Source organism: Blautia sp. 1033sp1_1033st1_G9_1033SCRN_220408 (assembly GCF_040929965.1).
Classification (GTDB): Bacteria; Bacillota; Clostridia; order Lachnospirales; family Lachnospiraceae; genus Blautia_A; species Blautia_A ammoniilytica.
In genome coordinates, this window is sequence record NZ_JBFKZO010000001.1 from 118903 (window position 1) to 130938 (window position 12036).

General features: G+C 44.1%; 12 protein-coding genes. 11 read left to right on the forward strand and 1 reads right to left on the reverse strand.

All coding sequences use genetic code 11. From position 1 onward, the window contains the following. The first annotated feature begins 4 nt into the window (after window positions 1–4). From AB5916_RS00610 to AB5916_RS00655, 10 genes are all read left to right on the forward strand, one after another. Entirely contained in the window at window positions 5–553 is a 549-nt protein-coding gene (locus AB5916_RS00610) for a BMC domain-containing protein (protein ID WP_158420044.1), read from the forward strand. Between the two features lie 33 nt (window positions 554–586). Next, window positions 587–1366: a DeoR/GlpR family DNA-binding transcription regulator gene (locus AB5916_RS00615; RefSeq protein ID WP_158420045.1), complete on the forward strand. Its 780-nt coding sequence runs from the start codon at window positions 587–589 to the stop codon at window positions 1364–1366. A gap of 13 nt (window positions 1367–1379) precedes the next feature. Then, window positions 1380–2531 carry a 1-propanol dehydrogenase PduQ gene (locus AB5916_RS00620; protein ID WP_158420046.1) on the forward strand — a complete coding sequence of 384 codons (1152 nt, stop codon included), beginning with the start codon at window positions 1380–1382 and terminating at the stop codon, window positions 2529–2531. Window positions 2532–2709: 178 nt separating this feature from the next. Further along, the gene (locus AB5916_RS00625; RefSeq protein WP_368188880.1) at window positions 2710–4374 is read left to right on the forward strand and encodes a propanediol/glycerol family dehydratase large subunit; all 1665 of its coding nucleotides are present in this window, start codon (window positions 2710–2712) and stop codon (window positions 4372–4374) included. An 11-nt stretch (window positions 4375–4385) separates the two neighbouring features. After that, window positions 4386–5075 carry a propanediol/glycerol family dehydratase medium subunit gene (locus tag AB5916_RS00630; protein WP_158420048.1) on the forward strand — a complete coding sequence of 230 codons (690 nt, stop codon included), beginning with the start codon at window positions 4386–4388 and terminating at the stop codon, window positions 5073–5075. Beyond that, window positions 5072–5470, forward strand: a complete 399-nt coding sequence (locus tag AB5916_RS00635; protein ID WP_244092998.1) for a diol dehydratase small subunit — start codon at window positions 5072–5074, stop codon at window positions 5468–5470. The genes AB5916_RS00630 and AB5916_RS00635 overlap by 4 nt, the downstream gene beginning before the upstream one ends. Beyond that, window positions 5467–7290, forward strand: a complete 1824-nt coding sequence (locus AB5916_RS00640; RefSeq protein ID WP_368188881.1) for a diol dehydratase reactivase subunit alpha — start codon at window positions 5467–5469, stop codon at window positions 7288–7290. Before AB5916_RS00635 ends, AB5916_RS00640 begins: the two co-directional genes overlap by 4 nt. 26 nt (window positions 7291–7316) lie before the next feature. Then, entirely contained in the window at window positions 7317–7679 is a 363-nt protein-coding gene (locus AB5916_RS00645) for a glycerol dehydratase reactivase beta/small subunit family protein (protein ID WP_158420050.1), read from the forward strand. Next, window positions 7676–8734: a cob(I)yrinic acid a,c-diamide adenosyltransferase gene (locus tag AB5916_RS00650; protein ID WP_158420051.1), complete on the forward strand. Its 1059-nt coding sequence runs from the start codon at window positions 7676–7678 to the stop codon at window positions 8732–8734. Before AB5916_RS00645 ends, AB5916_RS00650 begins: the two co-directional genes overlap by 4 nt. Window positions 8735–8833: 99 nt before the next feature. Further along, entirely contained in the window at window positions 8834–9007 is a 174-nt protein-coding gene (locus tag AB5916_RS00655) for a hypothetical protein (protein ID WP_262582558.1), read from the forward strand. Window positions 9008–9187: 180 nt separating this feature from the next. On the opposite strand, the gene AB5916_RS00660 is transcribed toward AB5916_RS00655, so the two are convergent. Beyond that, complete coding sequence (locus AB5916_RS00660) at window positions 9188–10039, reverse strand: AraC family transcriptional regulator (protein WP_158420052.1); 852 nt, start codon at window positions 10037–10039, stop codon at window positions 9188–9190. 188 nt (window positions 10040–10227) lie between these two features. Between AB5916_RS00660 and AB5916_RS00665 the strand changes: the two genes are divergently transcribed. After that, window positions 10228–12024, forward strand: coding sequence for an L-fucose isomerase (locus AB5916_RS00665; RefSeq protein WP_158420053.1), 1797 nt, complete (start codon window positions 10228–10230; stop codon window positions 12022–12024). Window positions 12025–12036 lie beyond the last annotated feature (12 nt).

Here is a 12036-nt window from a genome sequence, read left to right on the forward strand (position 1 = left end):
GAACATGAGCAAAGCAATCGGGATGATTGAATTTAAAACCACATCCACAGGTGTAACCGCTGCAGATGCTATGGTAAAAACATCGGAAGTGGAGATCGTGGAGGCACAGACCGTATGTCCGGGCAAATATATTGCAATTATAACCGGAGATCTGAGCGCAGTAAAAGCTGCTGTTGAGACAGCAGTAACTACTTATGAGGATAAATGTATTGACAGTTTTGTCCTTGGCAATCCTCATGAATCTATTTTCCCGGCTATTTACGGTACCACACAGGTGGAAGAAATCAGTGCCCTGGGAATACTTGAAACTTATGACGCAGCCTCCATTATTGAAGCTGCTGACCAGGCTGCTAAGACAGCTATCGTAGATCTGATCGAACTTCGTATTGCTAAAGGTATGTGCGGAAAGTCCTATATGATGATTACAGGAGAGGTTTCTGCTGTGGAAGCATCTATCCAGAGAGCAAAGGAACTTGTTGCGGAAAAGGGAATGTACCTTGATTCCTCCGTTATTGCACATCCGGACAGGAGAATGATCGACAGTATCTTGTAATTTACAACAAAAAAAGAAAAAGGAGGCAGATTAATGCTCGCATTAGAGAGACGGAACTTGATTTTAACAAAACTGCAGGAAGAAAAGCGGGTTGTGGTCAGCGAACTCAGCCAGCTTTATAACGTCTCTGAGGAAACCATACGCCGTGACCTGGATAAGCTTGAAAAAGAAGGGCTTGCCATTAAAAGCTACGGTGGTGCGGTGATCAATGAGAATGTAAGTATTGATCTGCCTTTTAACATCCGTAAGAATCAGAATGTGATCGGCAAACAGAGAATGGCAGAGATTGTAGCTTCCCTGATCCATGAGGGAGAAACAATCTCCATGGATGCTAGTACTACAGATGTATTCATTGCAAAAGCATTGAAAAGTAAAGAGAAACTCACTCTTTTAACTAATTCCATGGAAATCCTCCTGGAATTGACTGATGTGTCAGGCTGGAACATCCTGTCTACTGGTGGGACGATGAAAGAAGGATATCTGGCATTTCTTGGTTCAAAGACCGATGAAGCTTTCAGGTCTTATTATGTGGATACTGCTATTTTTTCCTGCAAAGCACTGGATCGAAATAGAGGGATCATGGAATCCCAGGAAGCATTCGGCTGTGCCAAGCGTGCAATGATCGCTTCGGGAAGAAAGAAGATTCTTGTGCTGGATAATGGCAAATTTGACCAGTCAGCTTTTTGCATAGCAGGTTCTTTTAAAGATGTGGATATTGTGGTGACAGATGTAAGACCAGCTGATGAGTGGATGCAGCTTTTTGATGAATGGGATATAAAGTGCCTGTACCCATCCTGCGAATCAGAAGAATAAGGAGCATGTGGTTATGAAAACATTTGAAATGAAAACAGTGATCCATTTTGGTGATAATTCACTGGAGCGGCTGAAGGTGATTCCTTATAAAAGAGTGCTGATCATTACAGATCCTTTTATTGCAAATGGGGATATGATCGATCTGATCACAGCACCACTGAAAAGCGGAGGGATACAGTATGATCTTTTTACAGATGTAGTACCGGATGCACCAATAGGGAAGATTGCTGAAGGAGTGAAAAAGTTTCTGGAGTATCAGCCGGAAGCAGTGATTGCTGTGGGCGGCGGATCTGCCATTGATTCCTCCAAAGCCATCCGTGAATTCGCTTTAAAGATCAATAATTATGGAAAGGTAGGCCTGATTGCCATTCCTACCACAAGTGGGACTGGCTCAGAGGTGACTTCCTTTGCGGTTGTAAATGATACAGATGCCCAGGTAAAATACCCGCTTGTATCTGACAGCCTTACGGCGGATGAGGCCATCCTGGATGCAGAACTGGTTCGCAGTGTACCTGCTTCTGTAACAGCAGATACAGGAATGGATGTATTTACCCATGCACTGGAGTCTTATGTAAGCACGGATCACAATGAATTTTCAGCAGCATTGGCTGAGAAGGCAATTGAGATATGTGGTGTATTCTTACTTCGTGCTTATCTGGATGGCAATGATATGCATGCACGCCAGAAGATGCATGTAGCTTCCTGCCTTGCAGGGCTTTCCTTTAACACGGCAGGACTGGGGATTACCCACAGTATGGCACATCAGCTAGGTGCTATGTTCCATATTCCCCATGGAAGGGCGAATGCAATGCTTCTTCCCCATATTGTGGAGTTCAATGCAAATATCAATAAACACAGCAAGAGCCAGAAGGAATACCTTCCGGCTGTGAAGCGATATTCTAATATTGCACACGTCCTTGGACTAAGCAATTATAATAAAGTGATGAGTGTACGTTCTCTTGTGAACTGGATCCAGTTTATGCAAAAAGAGATGAACATACCGTTGACCATTCAGGAAATGAAAACGATCACACCGGATGTTTATTTTGCAGCAATCGACCGGATGGCCGAGGCAGCTTTGGCAGATGCATGTACAGCTACTAATCCAAGAGTTCCTACCAAAGAAGACATCGTAAAGATCTATACAAAACTCTGGTCTTTTTAAATGAGCAAGCAGCAGGACAGTTCCATAACTGTCCTGTAAATATATACAGTTTTGGACCTAATTAATTAGCCAGGCGGGTCACGGATATCCGCTTAACTAATGAATATATACGTTTCTGTTATGCGGAATGCAGGGACGTATCACTTAAAAAGTCTTTTTATCAGAAAAGGTAGATACTATGAAAAGATCAAAAAGAATAGAAGCTTTAGACAAGCGGGCAGTAAATCTGGATGGTTTTATTGATGAGTGGCCGGAGATGGGATTTGTGGCAATGCACAGTCCTTACGATCCCAAACCATCGGTAAAGGTAGAGAATGGAATGATTACAGAACTGGACGGAAAGAAAAGAGGAGATTTTGATTTTCTGGATCAGTTCATTGCAGATTATGCAATTCGGGTGGATCGGGCAGAAGCGTCCATGGCGGTGCCTTCTCTTGAGATCGCACGGAAGATCGTAGATATTTCCGTATCCAGAAAAGAAATCCTTTCGATCGTATCAGGGATCACACCTGCAAAAATGGCAGAAGTGATCAATCATCTGAACGTGGTGGAAATGATGATGGGCATGCAGAAAATGCGTGCAAGAAAGGTGCCAGGCAATCAGGCACATATTACAAATCTGAAGGACGATCCGGTACAGATTGCAGCAGATGCTGCTGAAGGTGCACTTCGTGGATTCAGGGAAGAAGAAACCACCATGGGTGTGGCAAGATATGCGCCTTTTAATGCCATAGCACTTCTGATTGGCTCACAGGCTGGCAAGAAAGGAGTTCTGACTCAGTGCTCTGCAGAAGAGGCCACAGAGTTGGAGCTGGGGATTCGTGGGTTTACTACCTACGCAGAGACACTGTCTGTATATGGAACCGAGAAAGTCTTTATTGATGGGGATGATACTCCTTATTCAAAGGCATTTCTTAATTCAGCTTATGCCTCCAGAGGTCTAAAAGTCAGATTTACTTCAGGTGCAGGCTCCGAAGTATTGATGGGAAGCAGTGAACAGAAATCCATGCTTTATCTGGAATGCAGATGCCTTTATGTAACCAAAGGCGCTGGTTCCCAGGGAATCCAGAATGGGTCTGTAAGCTGTATTGGTGTTGCGGCCGGCGTTCCGGCTGGTATCCGTGAGGTTATGGGAGAAAATCTTGTGGCAGCACTTTTGGGACTGGAATGTGCATCTTCCAATGACCAAAGCTTTTCTAACTCAGACATGAGAAGGACAGCAAGAACTATGCTTCAGTTTATGCCTGGAACGGATTTTATTTTTTCAGGTTACGCAGCTGAGCCAAATTACGATAATATGTTTGCAGGCTCCAATTTTGATGCTGAGGATTTTGATGATTACAATGTAATGCAAAGAGATATGCAGGTGGATGGCGGGCTCAGGCCGGTTACTGAGGATGAAGTGATCCGTGTACGCCACACTGCAGGAAAGGCAGTTCAGGCAGTATTTAAATACCTGGGGCTTACTGAGATTACCGATGAACAGGTGGAAGCAGTTACCTATGCACATGGAAGTAAAGATACATTGAACAGAGATTCTGCGGCAGATATTATGGCAGCGGATGATCTGATGAAGCGTGGGATCACAGGGATTGATGTGGTGAAAGCATTGGCAGAAAGCGGATTTGAGGAACTGGCACAAAGTATCCTGAACATGCTGAAGCAAAGAGTGATTGGTGATTATATGCACACAGCTGCTATCCTGGATGAACATTTTCAGGTAATGTCCGGGGTTAATACACCTAATGATTATATGGGACCGGGAACCGGTTATCGTGTAACAGGAGAGCGTTGGGAAGAAATCAAAGCCATTCCTCATAGGATCAATGTAGACGAATTTTAGGAGGCTGTGTTATGAAAATAGATGAACAACTGATACGTGCTGTTACTGCAGCAGTAGTGGAACAGTTGCAGAAAAACGGGCAGCTCCACTTGGATACAGTAAGAGATACAACAAACAACAAAGAAGGCTATAAACTTGCCGGAAGAACACGGATGAAGCCAAAGCATTCTTATAAGGACACTGTAAAAGCAGAACAGGGCACTGATCCAAAAGAGATCGTAATCGGTGTGGGAGCTGCTTTTCAGACAGAGATTCGCTCTACGATCTGTGGGATTCCTTTAGATAAGGTTTTGCAGAATGTACAGGCTGGGATTGAGGAAGAAGGCATGGTTTCCAGAGTTGTAAAGGTTCTGGACACTTCAGACGTTGGATTTATGGCACTTCAGGCTGCCAAGCTTTCCGGTTCAGGGATTGGTATAGGGATCCAGTCAAAAGGTACCACTGTGATCCATCAAAAGGATTTATATCCCTTATCTAATTTGGAACTATTTCCGCAGGCACCGCTTATGTCATTGGATACTTACAGGAAGATTGGCAGAAATGCTGCCAAATATGCAAAAGGGGAGAAAGTAACACCTATTGAATGTACCAATGACCCTATGGTGCGGGCCAAATATCAGGTCAAGGCAGCTCTGATGCATATTGTGGAGACAGAACAGCTGGATCCGGAAAAAGGGATGATCAGTTGGGAGGGAGTATGATGAGTAATTATCCTCTTGGACAAAATGAAGCAGATACCATAACTTCTAAGACAGGGAAAAAGTTAAATGAGATCACTCTGGAAGAAGTTAAAAAAGGAAATGTAACAGCTGAAGACATTAAGATTTCATCTGAAATGCTGAAACGTCAGGGAAAAGTAGCCCAAGAAGCAGATAATCCTCAAATGACTGCAAATTTTGAGAGAGCGTCAGAATTGGTGAATGTTCCGGATGATGTGATTTTAGATATGTACAACAAGCTGCGACCTAATCGTTCTTCGAAAAAGGAACTGGTGCTGATGGCACAGGAGCTTCTGGAAAAATACCAGGCGCCTCATTGTGCAAAGCTTGTACTGGAAGCAGCAGAAATATATGAAAAAAGGGGAATTCTTCTTTGAAACTGATTGCTGGTGTTGATATAGGAAATTCCACAACTGAAGTATGTATTGGGGCGATAGAAGACAATGGCAGATTCCGCTTTCTTTCCAGTGCTTCCAGGATGACCACGGGTACCAAGGGAACATTGCCTAATGTTCACGGGATCAAGGCAGCTCTTACAGAAGCAATGGAGCGGATCCATGAGCCTGTGGAGCGGCTTGCCCTTATTCGTTTGAATGAGGCTGCACCTGTGATCGGGGATACTGCAATGGAAACCATTACAGAGACGATCATTACAGAGTCTTCCATGATTGGACATAATCCTTCTACACCAGCAGGTGCAGGAGAGGCGGTCGGCCGTCTGATATTTCTTGAGAATTTATGGAAGGGCGAGGCAGGAGCAGCCTATATAGTAGCTGTGTCTAACAGATTTTCATATGAAGAAGCAGCCGCCAGGCTGAACCAGTTTCTGCCGGAACTGGATATCCGAGGACTGATCCTTCAGGCAGATGAGGCTGTACTTGTGGAAAATAGATTGAACCGCAAGATGCCCATTGTGGATGAAGTGAAACATATCACCAGGATTCCAGAAGGAAAGCTGGCTGCTATTGAGGTTGCCTTGCCAGGTACATCTGTCAGGATGCTTTCCAACCCTTATGGGATCGCAACCCTTCTCGGGCTGGATGCACAGGAAACAAAAGCCATTACTCCTATTGCCAAAAGTCTTGTGGGAAAAAGAAGTGCAGTAGTGATCCGCACACCTCATGGAAATATGAGAGAGAATATTCTGCCGGCAGGGGAGATCCATTTAAAAGGGGAGAAAGATCTGCAGGTGAATATTGATGCAGGTGCAGATGTGATCATGGAAGCAGTTGCCCAGGCAGGGGAGATCCAGGATATTACAGGACAGGATAATACCAATGTGGGAAATATGTTGAAACGGATCAAGAATGGTATGGCTGAGGTAGCTGGCAGCAAAGGAGATGAGATACGGATCACAGACATCCTGGCTGTGGACACCCTGGCGCCTGTAGAGATCAGCGGATCTCTGGCTGGAGAAACCTGTATGGAGAAGGCGGTTGGCATTGCAGCTATGGTAAAGACCCAGCATCTGCCTATGCAGCAGATCGCAGACAGATTAGAGGAAGAGCTCCACGTAAAGGCATCAGTTGCCGGGGTGGAGGCAGTGATGGCTTCCCTTGGTGCAATGACTACACCTGGTACCAGGCTTCCGCTGGCAATTCTGGATATGGGAGGAGGATCTACAGATGCAGCTGTCCTTGAACCGGATGGTTCTGTAAGGACTACCCATCAGGCAGGTGCCGGTGAACTGGTTTCCATGCTGATACAGACAGAACTTGGTCTTGGCAGCCGGGTTACAGCAGAACAGATCAAGAAGTATCCTATGGGAAAGGTGGAAAGTCTGTTTCATATGCGTTTGGAAAATGGAGCTATGCAGTTCTTCCCGGAATCCATAGATCCAAGATATTTTGGTCATGTGGTTTTGCTTGCACCAGGCGAGATGCTGAAGATTGAAGAAGACATTCCTATGGAACGTATCCTAGAGGTGCGGCAGGATGCCAAGAAAAAGGTATTTGTGAGAAATGCGATTCGTGCACTTAGGACAATAGCACCGGGGAATGACCTTAAAAATATACCCAATGTGGTTTTAGTTGGCGGTTCAGCAGAGGATTTTGAGATACCAGAGATGCTGATGGCGGCTCTTTCGGAATATAGGATCGTATGCGGACGAGGAAATATCAGAGGGACAGAAGGTCCAAGAAATGCAGTAGCAACAGGGCTTTTGATGTCCTATCTTGGGGAGAAACACCAAGGGTAAAGTAAGAATAGGAAGGAGAAGAGGCAATGGTTGTGAACAGGCCGGAGATCATCTTGTATACCTGCAGGCCGGATGAGGATTATCTGAAGGAAGTCTGTGCCGGGATCGAAGAAGAAGGCGTATTATATCGTATATACAGCCGTCAGGGAGATCTGGATACACTGGCTTTTGAAGCAGCAGCTGTCTCTATGCTAGGCTGTGGGATCGGGATCACAGGTAGCAAGCTTGCCATGCAGATGCAGCATCTTCCTAAAGGAAAAAATGTTTTTGAATTGAATTGTCCCAGATTCTGGCAGTGTCGTAATTTGGGAGCCAATAGCGCAAGGGCTGTAAAGAAGATGCCCTTTAAATCTGTAATAACCGGAAAAATGGAGGAATCACTGTTATGAATATTTATACGAAAGGCGGAGACAAAGGGACAACAAGTCTTGTACATACAAAAAATGTGTCAAAGTCAGATGACAGGATTCAGCTGGTTGGCACCATTGATGAGCTGACCAGTCACATTGGTCTGGTAAAATCCATGTTAACGGATCCGGATATGATACAGAATCTGGAAAAGATCCAGTCTACACTGATCACTTTAATGGCTGGGATCGCCGATCCTTATAAACGGGATTATCGGATCAGTGATGAGGAAACCAGTTTTCTGGAAGCAGAAATTGATCGGCTGGAAGGTTTGTTTGACAGACCAAAGGAGTTTATTCTTCCAGGTGCCAGCCGTCTGTCAGCAGAGACGGATGTGGCACGTACTGTGGCCAGGCGGGGAGAACGGGTGTTGGCTGCTGTCAGTGTGAAATTCGGGGCAGACAATGGTGCAAAAAAATATATGAATCGTCTGGCAGATTATCTTTATGTACTGGCAAGGTATATAGATGCCAGAGAAATGGGACATTCAAAAGATAGTGCATCAGGAAAAGAAGAATTTGCAGATAAGAAAAATCTGCAGAACAGAGGAAGTATTATGGGACAGAAGGAAATGCCAGTCAGTGAGGCTGTGATACAGGAAGTTTTGAAAAGAATGGGAATACAGGGAAAGATCACTTTGGACAGTGCCAAAAGGCTGATCGAAGCCATAGAGCAGGAGGCACAGCGAAGAGGAAAGAAGGCTGTGATCGCCGTCTGCGGTCCGGATGGGAATCCCATTGCAGTTCATGTGATGGATGGCGCATTTCTGGTAAGCTTTGATGTAGCTATCAAAAAGGCATATACTTCTGTAGCTGTTAAAATGACAACAATGGAACTCTCAGCACTTGCCCAGCCAGGAGGGACTTTCTATGGACTGGATAAAATGGACAATGGGAAGATTGTGATCTTTGGTGGTGGTGTACCCCTGAAAGTAGGGGATACTATTATCGGAGGATTGGGTGTTAGCGGCGGCACCGGAGAGGAAGACCATTCTCTGGCAGAGTATGGACTGAGCATTCTGGATCAGGTACTATGATAAAGTTGTGATGGTGCAGTTTTGGGCAGCCATCTTTAGAACTGTGCATCAAGTCTCACGTGCGTTCGACTTGAAATTTTAGAAAAGACATTTTATTTTATGAAGGAAACAGACCTGCGTTTTTTTTCATGTAAGATGTCTTTTTTTGATGAAAATGAAAATAGGGTGGATATAAACATCCTGCAAACTTTCGGTGAAATATATCTTTATGTTGGAAAAAAAGACAGGATCAGAAGGGAAAACAGGTGTAACCTGTCAAAATATGCAAAATGAGAGGGTTTTCTTTTGGTTGTATTCTGGCAGATGCTTTGATAGAATGGAGGAAACGAAAGAGGGAATAAGTAAAAAACATGTCTGCTGTCAGTTCTGAACAGCGAAAATCTCCCATCTTTTTATTTTTTTGTCTAAAAACCGGAAGTCAGGCTGATAAACAGTGAAGACTTCCGGTTTTGTCTATAATTTTTTATATTTTCCTGGCGTGGTACCTTTGTATTTACGGAAGGTACGGATAAAATAGCTTAAATCATTAAAGCCTGTCCGATAGGCAATCTCAGTAATGGAGTCATCTGTGGTAGAAAGCTGGTAGCAGGCCTCCTCAATCCGTTGTCTGTTCAGGTAGTCCATCGGGGTCTGGTGGGTCATTTCGGAAAAAAATCTGCAGAAATATTTTGGGGACATGGAAACAGAGGCAGAAAGCTGCTGCAGGGTTAGAGGACTGGAATAATTCTGTTCAATAAATTCGACCACCTGCTTCAGCTGCTGAAGTCTCTTATAGTCACGTCTTGTTTTGGAAATCCGGTCAAGATATAATTGTTTACCAAAAACAAGTCCGAAAAAATGATAAAATTGTCCAATAACTGTCATTTCATATCCTATGCTTTTTTCCAGGATAGCCTGAAAGATATCGTTCACAGTATCTACAATATCCGGGTATTTTCCTGTAAAATGATGATATACCATTAATTCCTGATGGGCAATCTTCTGGATGTATTCTCCACACAGGGTGTTTTGCTTGATAAATGTATTAATGTCAAAAACAATACACTCATATACACAGTCATTGTCTGGTATGCCACTGTGAAGAATACCACTGTTGACAAAAATAACATCACCTGCTTGTGCAGTAAAGCTTTTTTCATCTAAAGTGACAGTAAGGCTTCCGCGCAGGATTCGCATGATCTCGTATTCTACATGCCAATGATAAGACATTTCATAGCGTGGGTGGCTGCTGTCAATGTGATGAAATTCAAAAGGAAACTGATACGTACCTCTTGGCCGGTCTTCATTCTGATCCAATCCGTGCAAAAAATACATCTCCTTTCATTAAAATAGAAAAAGTGAATATTATGCTATTATTTGCTATTATAACACAAGTAATAATGTGCACACAACGGTATAATGAAAATCAGAGAAGGTTGTACATATGTATCTGTCAGGGGATTGACTAAGACAGATACACATTCTAAATTTTATTATGGGAGGTATTTAATATTATGGCAAAGAGCAGACTGATCGGTGAATATCCAGTAATCGGTATCCGTCCTACGATTGACGGCAGACGAGGCACTCTGGACGTAAGAGGTTCTCTGGAAGAACAGACCATGGGAATGGCAAAGGCTGCTGCAAAATTATTTGAAGAAAATCTGAAATATTCCAATGGCGAGCCGGTAAAGGTTGTAATCGCAGATTCTACCATCGGACGAGTTGGTGAATCAGCAGCATGTGCTGATAAATTCAGAAGAGAGGGCGTAGACATTACCCTTACTGTTACTCCATGCTGGTGCTACGGTTCTGAGACAATGGATATGGATCCACAGACTATTAAGGCAGTCTGGGGCTTTAATGCAACAGAAAGACCGGGAGCTGTATATCTGGCATCTGTTCTTGCTACACATGCACAGAAAGGACTTCCTGCATTTGGTATTTACGGACATGAGGTTCTGGATGCAGATGACATGGAGATGCCTGAAGATGTTAAAGAAAAAATGCTTAGATTCGGACGTGCAGCAGTTGCAGTTGCTTCTATGAGAGGTAAATCCTGGCTGCAGATCGGTTCTATCTGTATGGGTATCGGCGGTTCCATTATTGACTCTGATTTCATCGAGTCCTACCTTGGAATGCGTGTAGAGTCTGTGGATGAGGTAGAGATCATCCGTCGTATGACAGAAGGCATTTATGATCACGAAGAGTTTGAGAAGGCTCTGAAATGGGCAAAAGAAACATGTACCATCGGATTTGATAAGAACCCACCGGAACTGCAGATGACAGAAGAACAGAAAGAAGAGCAGTTTGAATTTGTTGTTAAGATGGCAGTTATCGTTCAGGAGCTGATGAACGGATGCGATAAGCTGGATCCGAAATTCTCTGAAGAAGCGATTGGCCATAATGCACTTGGAGCTGGATTCCAGGGACAGAGACAGTGGACAGACTTCTACCCCAATGGAGACTTTGCAGAGGCAGTCCTTAATACATCTTTTGACTGGAATGGAGCAAGAGAGCCATACATCCTTGCTACAGAGAATGATGTTCTGAATGGTCTTGGAATGATGTTTATGAAACTTTTGACAGGACGTGCACAGATGTTTGCGGATGTACGTACTTTCTGGAGCCCAAGCGCGATCAAGCGTGTGACAGGTTATGATGCAGAAGGCCTGGTTAAAGAAAATGGCGGTCTGATCCACCTGATCAATTCCGGTGCATGCTGTCTGGATGCAAGCGGAGAGGCAAAAGATGAGAACGGCACACCAGTCATGAAAGAGTGGTGGAATGTTACTGAGGAAGATCAGAAAGCAATCATGGCTGCTACTACATGGAATGCAGCTGATAACGGATATTTCCGTGGAGGCGGATTCTCATCCAGATTTGTTACAAAGGCAACCATGCCTGCAACAATGATCCGCCTGAACCTTGTAAAGGGTCTTGGACCGGTTCTTCAGATTGCAGAGGGATGGACTGTAGAGCTTCCTGAGGATGTATCTGATACTCTTTGGAAACGTACAGATTATACATGGCCATGTACTTGGTTCGTACCAAGATGCGATGGCAAAGAGGGCGCATTCAAATCTGCATACGACGTTATGAACAACTGGGGTGCTAACCATGGTGCGATTTCCTATGGACATATTGGTGCAGACCTGATCACTATGTGCTCCATGCTTCGTATTCCTGTATGTATGCACAATGTATCTGAAGATCAGATCTTCCGTCCGGCAGCATGGAATGCTTTCGGTATGGATAAAGAAGGCGCTGATTACCGTGCATGCAAGAATTACGGACCATTATACAAATAATGGGATGAGTGT

Excerpts from the sequence above, each read along its gene's own strand:
- AB5916_RS00610 (WP_158420044.1), top strand. The coding sequence starts at position 5 with ATGAGCAAAGCAATCGGGATGATTGAATTTAAAACCACATCCACAGGT.
- AB5916_RS00615 (WP_158420045.1), top strand. The coding sequence starts at position 587 with ATGCTCGCATTAGAGAGACGGAACTTGATTTTAACAAAACTGCAGGAA.
- AB5916_RS00620 (WP_158420046.1), top strand. The coding sequence starts at position 1,380 with ATGAAAACATTTGAAATGAAAACAGTGATCCATTTTGGTGATAATTCA.
- AB5916_RS00625 (WP_368188880.1), top strand. The coding sequence starts at position 2,710 with ATGAAAAGATCAAAAAGAATAGAAGCTTTAGACAAGCGGGCAGTAAAT.
- AB5916_RS00630 (WP_158420048.1), top strand. The coding sequence starts at position 4,386 with ATGAAAATAGATGAACAACTGATACGTGCTGTTACTGCAGCAGTAGTG.
- AB5916_RS00635 (WP_244092998.1), top strand. The coding sequence starts at position 5,072 with ATGATGAGTAATTATCCTCTTGGACAAAATGAAGCAGATACCATAACT.
- AB5916_RS00645 (WP_158420050.1), top strand. The coding sequence starts at position 7,317 with ATGGTTGTGAACAGGCCGGAGATCATCTTGTATACCTGCAGGCCGGAT.
- AB5916_RS00650 (WP_158420051.1), top strand. The coding sequence starts at position 7,676 with ATGAATATTTATACGAAAGGCGGAGACAAAGGGACAACAAGTCTTGTA.
- AB5916_RS00655 (WP_262582558.1), top strand. The coding sequence starts at position 8,834 with ATGAAGGAAACAGACCTGCGTTTTTTTTCATGTAAGATGTCTTTTTTT.
- AB5916_RS00665 (WP_158420053.1), top strand. The coding sequence starts at position 10,228 with ATGGCAAAGAGCAGACTGATCGGTGAATATCCAGTAATCGGTATCCGT.